The 15,469-nt window shown below is 67.9% G+C and carries 11 protein-coding genes; 6 read left to right on the plus strand and 5 right to left on the minus strand.

Features of this window, described 5'->3' with window-relative positions:
• Positions 1-157: 157 nt before the first annotated feature.
• The 5 genes from D5041_RS18710 to D5041_RS18730 all read right to left on the minus strand — a co-directional run bounded on the left by D5041_RS18710 (position 158) and on the right by D5041_RS18730 (position 7,418).
• A complete protein-coding gene (locus D5041_RS18710) occupies positions 158-1,426 on the minus strand; it encodes an NAD(P)/FAD-dependent oxidoreductase (RefSeq protein WP_265285455.1) in 1,269 nt (422 codons plus the stop codon).
• Positions 1,419-2,813 carry an NAD(P)/FAD-dependent oxidoreductase gene (locus D5041_RS18715; RefSeq protein WP_265259003.1) on the minus strand — a complete coding sequence of 465 codons (1,395 nt, stop codon included), beginning with the start codon at positions 2,811-2,813 and terminating at the stop codon, positions 1,419-1,421. The genes D5041_RS18710 and D5041_RS18715 overlap by 8 nt, the downstream gene beginning before the upstream one ends.
• Positions 2,806-3,783, minus strand: coding sequence for an ABC transporter permease (locus D5041_RS18720; RefSeq protein WP_265259004.1), 978 nt, complete (start codon positions 3,781-3,783; stop codon positions 2,806-2,808). The genes D5041_RS18715 and D5041_RS18720 overlap by 8 nt, the downstream gene beginning before the upstream one ends.
• Positions 3,776-6,280 (minus strand): ATP-binding cassette domain-containing protein, encoded by a 2,505-nt coding sequence (locus tag D5041_RS18725; protein WP_265285761.1) that lies wholly within the window; start codon positions 6,278-6,280, stop codon positions 3,776-3,778. Before D5041_RS18725 ends, D5041_RS18720 begins: the two co-directional genes overlap by 8 nt.
• 94 nt (positions 6,281-6,374) lie before the next feature.
• Positions 6,375-7,418, minus strand: a complete 1,044-nt coding sequence (locus D5041_RS18730; RefSeq protein ID WP_265259006.1) for a sugar ABC transporter substrate-binding protein — start codon at positions 7,416-7,418, stop codon at positions 6,375-6,377.
• Between the two features lie 288 nt (positions 7,419-7,706).
• Here D5041_RS18730 and D5041_RS18735 point away from each other — a divergent pair, with 288 nt between their 5' ends.
• The 6 genes from D5041_RS18735 (at position 7,707) to D5041_RS18760 (ending at position 15,295) form a co-directional block, all read left to right on the plus strand.
• Positions 7,707-8,027, plus strand: coding sequence for a N,N-dimethylformamidase alpha subunit family protein (locus D5041_RS18735; RefSeq protein ID WP_010105448.1), 321 nt, complete (start codon positions 7,707-7,709; stop codon positions 8,025-8,027).
• Positions 8,028-8,033: 6 nt separating this feature from the next.
• Positions 8,034-10,289: a N,N-dimethylformamidase beta subunit family domain-containing protein gene (locus D5041_RS18740; protein WP_265285456.1), complete on the plus strand. Its 2,256-nt coding sequence runs from the start codon at positions 8,034-8,036 to the stop codon at positions 10,287-10,289.
• 102 nt (positions 10,290-10,391) lie between these two features.
• A complete protein-coding gene (locus tag D5041_RS18745) occupies positions 10,392-11,987 on the plus strand; it encodes an amino acid permease (protein ID WP_010105452.1) in 1,596 nt (531 codons plus the stop codon).
• Between the two features lie 176 nt (positions 11,988-12,163).
• A complete protein-coding gene (locus D5041_RS18750; protein WP_265259008.1) occupies positions 12,164-13,318 on the plus strand; it encodes an ATP phosphoribosyltransferase regulatory subunit in 1,155 nt (384 codons plus the stop codon).
• 27 nt (positions 13,319-13,345) lie between these two features.
• The gene (locus D5041_RS18755) at positions 13,346-14,722 is read left to right on the plus strand and encodes an adenylosuccinate synthase (protein ID WP_265285457.1); all 1,377 of its coding nucleotides are present in this window, start codon (positions 13,346-13,348) and stop codon (positions 14,720-14,722) included.
• A 48-nt stretch (positions 14,723-14,770) separates the two neighbouring features.
• Positions 14,771-15,295 (plus strand): phosphoribosyltransferase, encoded by a 525-nt coding sequence (locus D5041_RS18760; RefSeq protein ID WP_010105455.1) that lies wholly within the window; start codon positions 14,771-14,773, stop codon positions 15,293-15,295.
• Positions 15,296-15,469: the final 174 nt, after the last annotated feature.

Below are 15,469 nucleotides of genomic sequence, written 5' to 3' on the forward strand. Positions count from 1 at the left end.
CAGCAGTTCCAGCGGGGCCTGCTCGACCCATCCGGGACGGGGGTGTGCTGCGACGCGTTGCGCAGCGCCAGGGGCAGCTGCGGCGCGGCCCCTGCGCTGGCCAGCAGCAGGCGCGTGCTGCTGGTTCCCTGGTCGATGGCGGCGAATGACGGCGGGTTCATGGGTTCAGCGCTTCATGGGGTCCGTCGCGGGCGTCCGAGAGCGCGATGCGCAGACTGTCCGCGCCCTTGAGCAGCGCCAGCTCAGGCAGCGCAACGAGGATGCGCCGCTGCGGCAGGCTGCGCAGGCGCTGCTGCCAGATCGTCCGGCCCTGCGCGCTGACGCTGAGCAGGCCGCGGGTCTGCCGGTCCACGCGCAGTTGCAGATCCGGCAGGCCCTGCGGGCTCAGCGGCAGGCTGATGCGCTGCGGCATGACATAGCGTATGCCTTCCGAGCAGGCGATCGCCAGTTGCTGCGCGGCGGGCGGCAGCCGGCCCGCGAGGTCGTCGGCGACGGCGTTGCCGATGCGCGTGCCTTCGCGAAAGCACCAGCCGGCGGTCTCGATCGGGCGCAGCAGGTTGCCTGCGGCAAAAAAACCCGGGTCCGAGCAGCGTCCGAACTGATCGACCCGCGGTCCGCCGGTGGCGGCGTCGAGCACCAAGTGGCTCTCGCGCACGAGCGCGGCCTCGGGAACGAAGTCGCCGGTCAGGAGCACGCCGTCGCACGCGATCTCCTCGCGGCGGCCGTCGGCGTGCTGCAGCAGCACCGACGCGACCCGCTGCCGGCCGCGGATCTCCAGGAGCTGCGTGCCGTAATGCACGGGAATTCCCAGCAGGCGCGGAAACAGCGCACAGGGCCAATGGGTGATCGGTCGCGCGGCCGCTTCGACGAGCGCGACCGGCCGAATCCCCGCCTTGCGGCAGGTCAGCAGCGCGGAAATCGCCACCAGCTCCGTGCCCACGATGAGCGGGCGCTGGAACGGCACGAGGCCGCGCAGATAAACGAAGGCCTGCAGGGCGCCGGTATTCATCACGCCCAGGGGGCGATCGCCCGAGAGCAGGCGCGCCGCGCGCGGCGTCTCGCGCACGCCGGTCGCGAGGATGACGCGGCGCGCGTGCAGCCGCTCGCGCCCCGCGGGGGAGACGGTGTCGAGCGTGGCCTCGCGCTGCAGGCCGAGCACGGTCGTGCGCACCCGCAGCTCTACGCCCGCGGCCTGCGCCAGATCGACCAACCGCCGGGCGTACGCCGGCCCCGTGCAGACGCGGCCAAACTCGCGCATGCCAAAGGGCGGGTGCCCGCAATGGCGCGGCACGCCGCCAGCGCAGTCTTCGCGCTCCAGGAGGACGACGCGCCGCAGCCCCTGGCGGCGCAGCGCCACGGCGGCCGCAATGCCCGCGGGGCCGCCGCCGACGAGCAGCACGTCGATCGCATGCAGCGTATTAGCCATGCGCGCCCCGTTGCGCCACGGCCAGCGGAACGCAAAAGTGCCCGGCGCTCAACTCGGCCACGCGGGCCGCGCAATAAAAACCCTGGCAGCGGCCCATGCAGACCCGGGTGCGGCGCTTCAGGCCGCCCAGGTCGCGCGCCGGCAGGCAGCCGGTGAACGCGGCCTCGATCTCGCGCCGGGTCACGCGTTCGCAGTGGCAGACGATTTCGTTGTCCCCGGGCTGCTCCCAGTCGCGCGGCCGGTGCTCGGCGAGGTTTGGCACCCGCGGCCAGAGCGGGTTCTCGAGCGGCGCCAGACCCGGCAGGCAGGGCGCGATCAGGTCGAACGCATGCGCCGCGAGGCCGAGCGCGGCAGTCAGTCCGGTGGAGCGGATTGCGCCCAGCGCGAGGTAGCCGGCGTCCGCTTCCAGGCGCAGGCGGTAGGCGCTGTTTTCGCTCGCGGGCCGCAGGCCCGCGTAGACGGCGGTCACGGGAACGCCGCGCAGCGCCGGCACCAGCTGCCCGGCCTTGTCCACGAGCTGCTGCAAAACGGCGCGCTCGACCGGGGCGCGGCTGCGCTCCTCCTGCTCCTCGGCGGTCGGCCCGACCAGCAGATTGCCGAATACGGTGCGCGCCAGAACCACGCCCTTGCTGCGCTCGCCCGGCACCGGCAGCAGGATGCTGCGCAGGAACGCCGACGCGGCCTTGTCGAACACCACGAACTGCCCCTTGCGCGGCCGGATCTGGAAGCTTGCGTTGCCGAGCAGCATTTCCTCGACCCGGTCGCCCCAGAGTCCGGCGCAATTGATTACGCAGCTGGCGTGAAATTCACCCTGCGCGGTGCGCAAGCGCCACTGCGCGCCGACCCGCTCTGCCGCCAGCAAAGCGGCGTCGAACACCGCGCGGCCGCCGTTTTCCACGGCCTGGCGCAGGTAGGCCAGCGGCGCGCTCCAGGGGTCGATCACGTGCTCGCGCGGAACCAGCAGGCCGCCCAGGACCGAGGGGGCGAGATGCGGCTCGAGCGCGAGCACCTCGGCGCGATCGAGACGCCGCAGGTCGGCGACGCCGTTGGCCCGGGCCTGCGCCTGCAACTGCGCGAGCCGCTCGAGCTCGGCGTCGTTCCAGGCCGCGAGCAGCGCGCCCGTTTCGAGCAGCGCCAGATTCAGCGCGTCGGCGATTTCCAGGTATTCGGCGTAGCCGCGCTGCATGCAGGCGAGTTCCAGGCTGCCGCCGGGCGCGTCGAAGCCGGTGTGCAGGATCGCGCTATTCGCCCGGCTCACGCCCGCGAGCAGGTCGCTTTCCTTCTCCAGCAGCAGCACGCGCGCGCCGCCGAGAACGAAGCGGCGCGCGACGGCGCAGCCGACGACGCCGGCGCCGACGACCGCGACGTCATAGCCCGCCTCAGCCATGGCGCTGCCCATGCGCCAGCGCGCGCAGCGCGTGCAGGCCGCGGTCGCCGAGCAGGATCAGGACGATGATCGCGCCCTTGTACAGGTCCAGGCTCGAGGGCTCGACGCCGAGCACGCGCAGCGCTGCGGTCAGCAGGCTCATCGTGAGCGCGCCGCAGACCACGCCGCCGACCGTTCCCCGGCCGCCGAGCAGGCTCGTGCCACCGATGACCGCGGCGGCGATCGCGTCGAGCAGCAGACCCGTTCCGCCGACCCCCGGATTCACCACCGGAACACGCGCGATGATGATCGCCGCGGCCAGAAAGACGTACACCGAGGACAGCAGGAAGGCGCCGAACTTCTGCACCTGCACGCGCACGCCCGCGAGTTCGGCGCGCGCGGGGTGCGATCCGAGCGCAAAGGTCTTCAGGCCAAAGCCCGTCCAGCGCGCAAGCCACCAGGAGCCCAGGGCGACGGCAGCGGTAAAAGCGACCATCGGTGAGACGCCCGCGCCCGCGCTGCCGGCAAACGCGCGCAAGCGGGGGTCGAGCACCAGGATGGTTCCGGTGGTCGCGACGATCAGCGTCGCGCCCTGCAGCAGCAGCATGCTGGCCAGCGTCGCGATGAACGAGGGAATGCGCAGCGCCGCCACCAGCAAGCCGTTCACGCAGCCGACCACGGCGCAGCAGGCGAATCCGACGCCGAGCGCCGCCGGCAACGCCACGCCCGAGGACAGCAGCGTCCCCATGCTGACCGCGCTGAGCGTGACGCTGTGGCCCGCAGACAGGTCGATCTCGCCCGTCAGCAGGACCCAGAAAACGGCCAGGCCGAGCAGCGCGATCGGCGTGGCCTGCTGCACGACGACCCACAGGTTCTCGCGCGCGACGATGCGCGCGTCCACCAGGCCAAATGCGGCGAGCAGCAGGCACAGCACCAGCCAGGGCGCGTGATCGAGCGCCGCGTCGAGGAGGGCCGTCGGCAGGCTACGCATATTTGAACGCCAGGCCGGTGACCTGCTCCTCGGTGGCGCCACGCGCAAGCTCTCCGGCCACGCGGCCGCCGCTGAGCACCACGATGCGGTCGGCCACGCCGAGCACCTCGGGCAGTTCGCTGGAGACCATCAGGATCGCGACGCCCTGCCCTTTCAGGTCGGCGATGAGCTTGTGGATCTCGAACTTGGCGCCCACGTCAACGCCGTTCGTGGGCTCGTCGAGCAGCAGCACGCGGGGCTCGGTCGCGAGCCATTTGCCCAGGACGATCTTCTGCTGGTTCCCGCCCGAGAGCTGCTGCACCAGATTCTCGGCGTCGGGCGGGCGCACGCCGAGCCGCGCGATGAGCTGCGCGGCCAGCCGGCGCAGCCCGTCCGCCGCGACGAAGCCCGCGCGGTTGTGCGCGCTGATCCAGCGCAGGCCCAGGTTGTCGCGCAGCGACATGCTGCCGACGAAGCCCTCCCGGTGCCGGTCTTCGGGCACGTAGGCGACGCCCAGGCGCGCGGCGTGCAAGGCGCTGCCCACGCGCAGTGCGGCGCCGCCGATGGCGACGCGTCCCTGGGTGAATGGCGCAAACCCCGCGATGCAGCGCAGCAGCTCGGTTCTGCCGCTGCCCATCAATCCGGTGAGCGCGACGAGTTCGCCGCTGCGCACCTGCAGGTCGATTCCCTGAAGCAGCCTGCGGTCGGACAGCTGCCGAACGTCGAGCAGCAGATCCCGCGTGCGCGCGGGGCGAAACGGGAATACCTCGCGGATGTCCCGGCCGACCATCATCCGGATCAGCGCGGCGGCATCGGTGCGCGCCAGGTCGGCCTCGGCGACGACGCGGCCATCGCGCAGCACCACGGCGCGCTGCGCCAGGCGGTAGATCTCCTGCATCTTGTGCGAGATGTAGAGCACGCAGCAGCCGCGCTGCTGCAACTGGCCGACCAGGCGGTAGAGCAGGTCGCGTTCATGGTTCGTCAGCGCGCTGGTCGGCTCGTCCATGGCGATGAGCCAGGCCTCGGCCAGCGTGGCCTTGGCGATCTCGACCATCTGGCATTGCCCTATCGTCAGGCGCGCGACGATCGCGTCCGGATCGACCGGCAGCTGCAAGGCGTCGAGCACCTGCCGCGCGCTGCGCCGCATCGCCGCGCGGTCGAGCCAGCACCCGAAGCGCTTCGGCAAATGCCCGCGTGCCAGCGCCAGGTTCTCCGCGACCGTGAGGTCGGGGATCAGGCTGAAATGCTGGTGGATCACGGCGATTCCCGCGGCGCGGCTGTCCTGCGTGCTGGCGAGCGCGAGCACGCGGCCGTCGAGCAGGATCTCCCCCTGCTGCGGCGTGTGGATTCCCGCGAGCAGCTTGACCAGCGTCGATTTGCCCGCGCCGTTTTCGCCGACGAGCGCGAGGACCTCGGCGCTGCGCAGCCGCAGCGAGACGTCCGCGAGCGCCTGGACGTTGCCGAAGCGCTTGCCGATGGCGCGCAATTCCAGCGTATGCGGCTGCGCCATGGCGTCCACTGCGTCCACTGTGCCGGCCCGCTGCGCCGCAGCCGCCACGGGGGCGGACCGGCGGCGGCGCAGCGCAGAACCCGGTGCGAACTGCGGCAGCGAACCCCTTTGACCGAGCACGACGGCCGCGATCACAAAACCGCCCGTGACGAAGTAATTCACCTGCTGCGACACCTGCAGGAACGACAGGCCGGTATTCACCGCGCCCAACAGCAGCGCGCCGAGCGCCGTCGCGACGATGGAACCATGGCCGCCCGAGAGCCGGGTGCCGCCGATGACCGCGGCGGTAATCGCCGCGAACTCCAGCCCCGCGCCCGACAGGGGCTGGGCGGAGCCGACCCGGCCGGTGGTCAGCAGCGCGCCGACGCCGGCGCTGGCCCCGGCGAGCACATAGGTCATGAGGCACACCGCGCGCACGGGGATCAGCGAGGCCCGGGCCGCGTCCTCATTGCCCCCGGTGGCGTAGACCCAGCGCCCGAACACCGTGCGCTGCAACAGCAGGAACCACAGCCCGGCGAGCAGGACCGCGATCAGGAAGCTGACCGGAACGTCGAACAAGCTCCCGCTGCCAAACCAGAGATACAGCCCGCTGTCCACCGGCACCGAGCGCGCGCCCGAAAGGCTCAGGGCCATGCCGCGCGCCAGGGCGCAGACCGCGAGCGTCGCGACCAGCGGGCTGATCCCCGCGTAGCTCGCGAGCGCCCCGTTGAGCAGACCGAAGGCCGCTCCCACGGCGATCACCAGCAAGACCCCGAGCCCGCCCGGGAGCCCGCCCGACTGCATCGCCAGCGCCGCGAGCACGCTGCTCGCGGCGAGTGTGCCGCCGACGGAAATGTCCACGCCCCGGCAGATGATGACCGCCGTCATGGCGTAGGCCACGGTCGCGATCACCGCCGTCTGCTGCCCGATGTTCAGCAGGTTCTCCGCCGACAGATAGCGCGGCGTGCTCGCGCCAAAGCCGGCGAGAACGAGCACGACGATGGCGAACAGCGACAGCTCGCGGCGCATCGTGCGCAAGGCAGATGGCGTGCGGGTCCCGGTGGCGTCGGCCATGGACAGGTGTGGACCAGGGGGAACCAGGACGCAGGATGCGCTCGGTTGCTTACTTGCTGCCCACGGACAGCGCCGCGTCGGGCTGCTTGGGGCCCATCTGGGCGCGGTAGTTCAGCGCCTCGGTCTTGGCTTTTTCCGGGGTGATGAAGGGCAGATCCAGCCCCTTGGCCCGGAGCGCGCCCGCGGTCTTTTCGGACATCACGAAGTACGTGGGCATGAACAGGTCGGTGCCGTACTTGGCGCCGCGCACGATGCGCGCGGCCGCAGCAATGTTCCAGTAGCCCACGCGGTAAGCGCCGTTGAGCACGTCGATGACGGTCGATCCGTCGGCCACGCTCGGGAACATTTCCGGGTCACCCTCGTAGCTCGCGAAGAGCAGCTTGCGCCCGCTCGCGTCCGCGATGGCCTTGGCCGCGATGCAGATCGAATCGGCGAAGCAGGCCACGCCCTTGAGGTTCGGGTAGGTCGAGAGCCAGGTCTGCATGGCGTTCGCCGAGCGCGAGCTGTCCCAGTTCGTCGGCTCGACACCGACGAGCCGGATTCCCGGGAACTCCTTTTTCAGCACGTCGCGAAAGGCCTGCTCGCGCGTGTCGGAGACGTAGTTGCCCTTGCCGCCGATGAGCAGCGCCACCTCGCCCTTGCCGTCGAGCTGCTTGCCCAGCGCACGCGCGACCATGCTCATGTTCGTGTAGTCGGGGTAGAGCGTGTTGTAGTTCCAGTTGCCGTCCACCTTGTTGCCCATGGCGATCACCGGGATGCCCTTGGCCTTGGCCTTTTGCACGGCGCTGGCGATGGCCGCGCGATCGAGCGGATCGACCAGGATGATGTCCACGCCCTGGTTGACGAAGTTCTCGATGTTCGAGACCTCTTTCTCCAGGCTGCCCTCCGATCCCTGCCAGATCGTCTTCACGCCATAGTCCTTGGCCGCTTCGTCGCCCGCCTGGCGCATGCGCACGAAGAAGGAGTTTTGCAGGTCGATGGCCACGATGCCCACGACCGGAACCTTGTCTGCTGCGACAGCGAGCACGGGGGAAAGCAACGAGGCCGCTGCTGCGAGCAGGGCCGAGAGCGCGAGTTTTCGACATCCGGACATGGCGTTTCCTGTGGTTTCCTGTGAAGGGGGTGGAGAAGAACGAGCCGCACGGGGACCGCAGACACCGCCCGCGTCGGCCGGCTGCTGCGGGCCCCTGTGTGACCGAATGGTATTTTTCATTGACTGAAAAGGCAATCGTAAAAAACTTCGCAAGCTCAGTGATTACCCTGAGAAACGCCGAATTTCTGCTGTCCGCTGCCCCAATTTTCCGGTTTTCATGGATCATCCAGGCCCGAAGACGGAATGACTATTCGGTCAAAACAGCAAGCTGATAAGAGGTGAACGCGCATGAACCCCTATGTGCCACCCGAGTGGCGGCAGGGCCCGCACCTGCAAGCCCTCTACCGCGAGTTCCGCGCCAAGACCACGGGGCAGCACAGCCCGGCGTTGCAGCGCCTGATCAACTGGCTGCGCAGCGAGCCCATGCAGGGCAAGCTGGCGCTGCTGTGCAGCGTGCCGCACCAGGAATGGCTGCTGGTGCGCATGAACGGCCGCGGCCTGCCGATTTCCCATCTCGGGGAGCGCTACCGCGACATCGACGCCGCCGAATGCGCCATCTTCCGGCGCCGCGTCCGCGACCGGCTCGGCTACACGATCCTGGACGCGTAGCCCGCCATGCTCAAAATCACTGCCTACGTCGATCGGGTCAGCGTCTGCCCGGGCGAGACGCTGCAACTCATGGTGCACTGCGAGTACCCCCGCTACTCCGTGGAAACCGTCCGGCTCGTGCACGGCGACAGCTGCCCCGCCGCGCCGGCGCTGAAGATCCTGCCCACCGACGGCGTCCGGCGCGAACTGCCGGGCCGGCCGCAGCGCATTCTGGCGGGCTCGTTCGGCCTCGTCGAGCGCCTGCCGGCATGGCCGCCGGGGCGCTCGCTGGCGTTTCAGGCGTTCATCTGCCCGACCACGCCGCTCAAGGGGCGGCAGGCGATCATCTCCCGCTGCGATCCACGGACCGGGGATGGCCTGACCCTGGGCATTGACGCCGGCGGCCACACGCTGCTGGAGCTCAGCGCAGCGGGCTCGGTGCACGGCGTGGCCAGCCGCGTGCCGCTGCTCGCCGGCCAGTGGTACTTCGTTGCCGGAAGCTGCGACGCCGCGAGCGGCCAGTTGTCGGTGTTTCAGATCCCGCTGGCGCCGATTCCAACCATCGCGGACCAGGACGTGCAGCACCGGCAATGCCCGCCCGCGAGCGCACCGGGGCTGGGCGCCGACGTCCCCCTGGTGTTCGCTGCGACCTGGCGCGGGCAGGACGCCGGCCGCCCCTGCGCCAGCGATCATTTCAACGGCAAGATCGACCGCCCGCGCGTCGTCGATGCCGCGCTGGATCTGGCCGCGCTGAGGGCCTTGCAAGGCGATACCTGGAGCGCCGCGCAAAAGGCCCGGCTCCTGGGCGCCTGGGATTTTTCCATCGGCATGGAAACCGCGCGTTTCCACGACGGCAGCGGAGCCGGCCTGGATGGCCGCTTCGTGAACATGCCGACGCGCGCCGTCACCGGCCACAACTTCAGCGGCGAAGTGCATTGCTGGCGCGAGCAACCCGCGCAGTGGAGCGCCGTGCATTTTCACGACGACGACCTGCACGACGCGGGGTGGCAGGTGGATCTCGCGTACCAGGTGCCCAAGGACCTGCGCAGCGGCATCTACGCCTTTCAGCTCAGCGCCCAAGGCGAGGAGCAGTTCGTGGTCTTCGTCGTCAAGCCCGCGCCGGGCGCTTCGCGCGCGAAGCTGCTCTACCTGTTCCCGCTGGCCACCTACATGGCTTACGCGAACGAGCATTTCGGCACCAACGACGGCCTCGTCGAACTGCACCTGAACCGCGCGCTCGTGATCCATCCGCACCAGGTCTTCCTCAACGAGCACCGCGAGTACGGCCACTCGCTGTACGACCGGCATTCGGACGGCAGCGGCGTCCATTACTCGTCGCGCCTGCGCCCCATGCTGAATCTGCGCCCCAAGCTGGAGTCGAACCACGGCGCGCGGCCGTCGAACCTCTGGCAGTTCAACGCCGACACGCACATCACCGACTGGATCGAACACCTGGGCTTGGACTACGACGTGGTGACCGACGAGGACCTGCACCGGGAAGGAGGCGCCCTGCTGTCGCACTACCAGGTGCTGATGACCGCGACGCATCCGGAGTACTGCTCCGCGGCCATGTGGCAGGCGGTCTTCGATTTCACGCGCGGGGGCGGGCGCCTGATGTACATGGGGGGAAACGGCTTTTACTGGCGCATCGCGTTCAACGACAGCGTTCCCGGGATCATCGAGACGCGGCGCGCCGAGGGCGGAAGCCGCGCCTGGGAGCCGCCGACGGGCGAGTACTACCACGCCTTCACCGGCGAATACGGGGGGATGTGGCGCAGGCAGGGCCGGCGCTCGCCGAACCATCTGGTGGGCGTGGGTTTCGCCGCGCAGGGCTTCGACGAGTCCTCGCCCTACCGCCGCTCGCAGGCGTCCAGGGACGATCCGCGCGTGGCCTTTGCGTTTGCCGGAATCGACGACGAGATCCTGGGCGATTTCGGCCTGATCGGTGGCGGCGCTGCGGGGATGGAGGTTGACCGCCACGATGCGGCCCTGGGTTCGCCGCCGCATGCGCTGGTCCTGGCAAGTTCGGGCCCGCACACCGAGGCGCATGTGCTGGTGGTCGAGGACATGCTGTTCAACTTCATGGGGACGACCGGCAACCTGTGCCCTGCGGTGCGCAGCGACATCGTCTTCTTCGAAAGCGGCAAGGGCGGCGCGGTCTTCAGCGTCGGCTCGATCGCCTATGCGGGCGCGCTCTCGCACAACCGCTATGCGAACAACATTTCCCGACTCACCGAAAACGTCCTGCGCCGCTTTCTTGACGCACGCCCGTTTCCCGGTTGAAAGCCGGCAGGCCGCCTCGGCGTCTGTCAAAGCCGCGACAGGGGCGCGTTCGCGTGCGCCCCATCATCCGGGGTCCGCCACCCCATCACTTCGGGAGCCAGCATGAACCAGCCGATAGACGAAGATGTCAAAACCCTGCATTCCATGGGCTACGCGCAGGAGTTGGCGCGGCGCATGAGCGGGTTTGCCAATTTTGCGATTTCCTTTTCCATCATCTGCATCCTCGCGGGTGGCATTACCTCGTTCCCGCAGGCTCTGAGCACCGGTTTCGGGTTCCAGGTATTCGTCGGCTGGATCGTCGGCGGCTGCTTCGCGCTGGTGGTGGCCCTTTGTCTGGGGCAGATAGGCTCTGCGTATCCCACGGCCGGGGGGCTTTATCACTGGTCCTCGATCTTTGGCGGACGCGGCTGGGGCTGGGCCACGGCGTGGTTCAACCTGATCGGGCTGCTATTCGTGGTGGCCTCGGTGAACGTGGGAGTCTGGTACCTTTTTCGTGACCTGGTCCTGGCGGGCGTGTTCCACGTCGATGTGGGCAGCCTCACCGTCGATCCCGCCCAAGACGGCAACGCACATGCGATCCGGGTCCAGATCGCCGCCGTCTCGCTGATTACGCTGGTGCAGGCGCTGACGAATCATTTCGGTATCCGGCTCACGACGATGCTGACGAACTTCTCGGGCTACCTGATTTTCGTCGTCGCCATCGTGCTCACCGCAACGTTTCTCATCTGGGGAGCGACCTGGGATTTCTCCCGTCTGGTGACGTTTGCCAACATGACCGGAGAGGCCGGCGGGGGGCTGATTGCGCAGCCGCGCAGCGCGTTCGTCGCGTTCCTGATCGGCCTGCTCTACCCGCTCTACACGATCACGGGCTTCGACGCCTCGGCGCACACCGCGGAAGAGACGCATAACGCCCGGGTCGCCGTGCCGCGCGGCATCTTGCATTCGGTCTTCTGGTCCGTGCTGTTCGGTCTGGTGATGGCAGCGTCCTTTGTGCTGGCGAGTCCCGATTTGGCGGCCATGGCCAAGGAAGGCGGCAGCGCCTGGTTCAATCTGTTCAACACGCTGCCTGCGCCGACCTGGCTGAAGAATGTTCTGGCGATCGCCATCGTCGTGGCGAATTTCATCTGCGCCCTGGCGGGTCTGACCTCGACCTCGCGCATGATCTTCGCCTTTGCGCGCGACGGCGGTTTGCCGGGCTCGCGCATCTGGCGCCGCGTGAGCGCGCGCTGGCGCACGCCGGTGGCGGCCATTTGGCTCGGCGCGGGCTGCTCGGTCGCGGCAACCCTCTACTCCCCGGCCTTTTCGGCGCTGGCCGCAGGCTGCGCGCTCTTCATCTACGTGTCCTACGCGATGCCGATTGCCGCCGGATTCTTTGCCGAGGGCAAGCGGTGGACGCAGTTTGGCCCGTTCCGTTTGGGAATCTGGTCCAAACCCCTGGCGGTCCTGTCGTGCATGGGCGTCGGGGTGCTGATCTACGCGGGGATTCAGCCGCCTTCGGACGTCCTGATCGACTACATCTGCGGCATCGTCCTGTTTCTGACCCTGCTGTGGTTTGGCGTCGAACGGCGCCGCTTCAAGGGACCGCCGATTGGCGCCGAAATCACCCGGCGTGCGCACGCGATAGAGGCGGCCGAGGAAGCGGTCGGGCAGGCCGCAGCGACGGACGCGCACACCCCAAGCATGATTAACCCGAAATAAATGCCCGCTCAGGCCCCCCAACCCAAGCCCCGCGATTCGGCGGGGCAGACGCGGTGCAAGCGCTTTGAACAAGCATGAAAGCCCGTTGGGTTTCTGCCAGCATGCATGCCGGGTTTGGGCCGAATCAGGGCCAAAGTTCGGACTAGAATCGCAGTTTTAACAGCCCGCTCTTTTCCATGTCCGCCTGGGTCCTCCCGGATCACATTGCCGATGTCTTGCCATCCGAAGCGCGGCACATCGAAGAATTGCGTCGTGGGCTGCTGGATGCCGCGCGGTGTTACGGCTACGAGCTGGTCATGCCGCCCATGATGGAGCATCTCGAATCGCTGCTGACAGGAACCGGTGAGACCCTCGATCTCCAGACTTTCAAACTGGTGGATCAACTCTCCGGGCGTTCGATGGGCCTGCGGGCGGACACCACGCCCCAGGTCGCGCGCATCGATGCACATCTGCTCAATCGGCAAGGAGTCACGCGCCTGTGTTACTGCGGGCCCGTTTTGCACACCCGTCCCGATCGGCCGCACGCCACCCGCGAACCGCTCCAATTTGGCGCGGAGATTTATGGACACGCCGGGCTCGAGGCCGATCTGGAAGCCTTGCAACTGGCCAGGGAATGCCTGCGCGTTGCCGGTGTGCGCGACACCACGATCGATCTGGCGGACGTGCGCATCGTCCGCAGGCTCTTGTCCGGCATGGATCTGGGTCCTTCGCTCCTGAGCGGCCTCCATGCGGCCTTGGCCGCGAAGGACTCCGGGGAACTGGCCAGGCTCACCCGCGACTTCCCCGCAGACTCCAGACAGGGCTTGCTCGCCCTGCCGCAGCTATACGGCGATGAATCCGTTCTGATCGAGGCGCAGAAGGTCCTCGAGCGCATACCGGGTGTGCCCGAGGTGCTGGCGAATTTGCAATGGCTCGCGTCCCGGCTCGACGGCGATGGTGCTGCCATCACATTCGATCTTGCGGACCTGCGCGGCTACGCGTACTACAGCGGTGCGCGCTTTGCGATCTACGCCCAGGGGGCGAGTGATGCCCTGGTGCGCGGTGGCCGCTATGACGAGGTGGGCGCGGTTTTCGGTCGCAACCGGCCCGCTGCGGGTTTCAGCCTGGACATCAAGCAGCTGGTGGCGCTGGTGCCGCCGCGCGCCCTGAAAGCGGCGATTCGTGCTCCCTGGGGGGAGGCGGCCGACGTGCATGCGGCGATCTCCGAGTTGCGCTGTGCCGGAGAGACGGTGGTCTGCGTGTTGCCAGGGCATGAGAGCGAAGTGGATGAATTTCACTGCGACCGTGAACTGCGTCGGATCGCGGGCCAATGGGTCGTGCAGACCGTTTGAGCCATGGGCATTTGAACTGGATTCGAGATGCAAACAAGCAAGGGGCGCAACGTCGTGGTGGTCGGTACCCAGTGGGGTGACGAAGGCAAGGGCAAGCTGGTCGATTGGCTGACGCAGAGTGCACAGGGAGTCGTCCGCTTCCATGGCGGGCACAACGCGGGCCACACGCTCGTGATCAACGGGGTGAAGACAGCGCTGCACCTGATTCCCAGCGGCATCATGCGCGCCGGGGTCAAGTGCTACATCGGCAACGGCGTGGTCCTTTCGGCTACCAAGTTATTCGAGGAAATCGAGGGGCTCGAGAAAGCGGGCGTCGAAGTGCGCTCGCGCCTGCGCATCAGCGAGGCCTGCCCGTTGATTTTGCCCTTTCATGCGGCGCTCGACGTGGCCAGGGAAGCCGCGCGCGAACAGGGCGGCAGCGAGAGAATCGGCACCACCGGACGGGGCATCGGCCCGGCGTACGAGGACAAGATCGCGCGACGCGCCCTGCGCGTACAGGACCTGAAGTACCCGGAGCGCTTTGCTGCCAAGCTGCGCGAACTGCTCGACCTCTACAACCACCTGTTGACGACCCACCTGCGCGTTGACGCATCGGTCTTTGGTGCCGCGCTGAAACCGTACATCCAGGACGGCAAGGTGCAGTTCAGCACGGTCTACGCCGAGGCCATGCACCAGGCCGAACGGCTCCAGCCCATGATGGCGGACGTTTCGCGCGAGTTGAACGAGGCCCACCGCGGCGGAGCCAACCTTCTCTTCGAGGGCGCGCAGGGCACTTTGCTGGACGTCGATCACGGCACCTATCCTTACGTGACCTCGAGCAACTGCGTCGCGGGCAACGCGGCCGCTGGTTCGGGCGTTGGCCCGGGCATGCTGCACTACATCCTGGGAATCACCAAGGCCTATTGCACCCGCGTGGGAGGTGGGCCCTTTCCCACGGAACTGGATTGGGAAACGCCAGGCACACCCGGGCACCACCTGAGCACCATCGGCGCTGAAAAGGGCGTGACGACGGGGCGCAGCCGCCGCTGCGGCTGGTTTGACGCCGCCTTGCTCAAGCGCAGCGCGCAGGTCAACGGCCTCTCCGGCCTGTGCATCACCAAGCTGGACGTGCTCGATGGCTTGAGCGAACTATCGCTTTGCATCGGCTATGAACTCGACGGTGAACGCATCGACTTGCTGCCGATGGGGGCGGAAGACATCGCGCGCTGCATTCCGATCTACGAGACCCTGCCTGGCTGGAGCGAATCCACCGCAGGGATGACGGACTATGCGCAACTGCCCGAACGCGCGCGCCGCTACCTGGAGCGCATCGAGCAGGTCGCCGGGGTTCCTGTCGACATGATCTCCACCAGCCCGGATCGGAATCACACCATCACGCTGCGGCACCCCTATGCCGTGGATTGACGCCCACAACCGCCGCGCCGACCAGCCTGTCCGCGCAGGAGCCACTCCATGCTGACCGAAGATGGGAAGCACCTCTACGTCAGCTATGACGAATACCACAGCCTCATAGAGAAGCTGGCACTCAAGGTGCACCAGTCGGAGTGGGAGTTCGACACGATCCTCTGTCTTGCGCGGGGAGGCCTGCGACCGGGTGACATCCTGAGCCGTGTCTTTGGCAAGCCGCTGGCCATCATGTCGACCAGTTCCTACCGGGCGGAGGCGGGCACGGTGCAGGGGCATCTCGATATCGCCCGCTTCATCACGACACCGAAGGGCGAGCTCGCAGGCAGGGTGCTGCTGGTTGACGACCTCGCAGATTCCGGGAACACCCTGCGCATGGTCATCGACATGCTCAAGACCAACTACGCATCCATCACGCAATTGCGCAGTGCCGTCATCTGGACCAAGGGCATGTCCACGTTCTCACCGGACTACGCGGTGGAATTTCTTCCGACCAATCCCTGGATCCATCAGCCCTTCGAAGGCTACGACAGCCTCAGTCCCGACAAGCTGTTGGAAAAGTGGCGGGTGTGAGCGGGCGGGCGAGCAGGAATTTTGGCGAAAAGTTTGACGGAGCACAAAAAGCCGTGCTATAGTGCGCGGCTTGGCTGATCGAGGCCGGGTTGGGAAGCGAAGGGGGCCACGGGCAGCCTTGGCGAGCAGGATCATTAAAAACAAACAGCCGATAAGCGTGGGCGTTTGATGGCG

This window comes from Verminephrobacter aporrectodeae subsp. tuberculatae (assembly GCF_026127385.1).
Classification (GTDB): Bacteria; Pseudomonadota; Gammaproteobacteria; order Burkholderiales; family Burkholderiaceae_C; genus Acidovorax; species Acidovorax aporrectodeae.

Bases quoted from the DNA above. Each gene is read 5' to 3' on its own strand.
- D5041_RS18730 (WP_265259006.1), bottom strand. From the start codon at position 7,418: ATGTCCGGATGTCGAAAACTCGCGCTCTCGGCCCTGCTCGCAGCAGCG.
- D5041_RS18750 (WP_265259008.1), top strand. From the start codon at position 12,164: ATGTCCGCCTGGGTCCTCCCGGATCACATTGCCGATGTCTTGCCATCC.
- D5041_RS18760 (WP_010105455.1), top strand. From the start codon at position 14,771: ATGCTGACCGAAGATGGGAAGCACCTCTACGTCAGCTATGACGAATAC.
- D5041_RS18725 (WP_265285761.1), bottom strand. From the start codon at position 6,280: ATGCGCCGCGAGCTGTCGCTGTTCGCCATCGTCGTGCTCGTTCTCGCC.
- D5041_RS18715 (WP_265259003.1), bottom strand. From the start codon at position 2,813: ATGGCTGAGGCGGGCTATGACGTCGCGGTCGTCGGCGCCGGCGTCGTC.
- D5041_RS18710 (WP_265285455.1), bottom strand. From the start codon at position 1,426: ATGGCTAATACGCTGCATGCGATCGACGTGCTGCTCGTCGGCGGCGGC.
- D5041_RS18745 (WP_010105452.1), top strand. From the start codon at position 10,392: ATGAACCAGCCGATAGACGAAGATGTCAAAACCCTGCATTCCATGGGC.
- D5041_RS18735 (WP_010105448.1), top strand. From the start codon at position 7,707: ATGAACCCCTATGTGCCACCCGAGTGGCGGCAGGGCCCGCACCTGCAA.
- D5041_RS18720 (WP_265259004.1), bottom strand. From the start codon at position 3,783: ATGCGTAGCCTGCCGACGGCCCTCCTCGACGCGGCGCTCGATCACGCG.
- D5041_RS18740 (WP_265285456.1), top strand. From the start codon at position 8,034: ATGCTCAAAATCACTGCCTACGTCGATCGGGTCAGCGTCTGCCCGGGC.
- D5041_RS18755 (WP_265285457.1), top strand. From the start codon at position 13,346: ATGCAAACAAGCAAGGGGCGCAACGTCGTGGTGGTCGGTACCCAGTGG.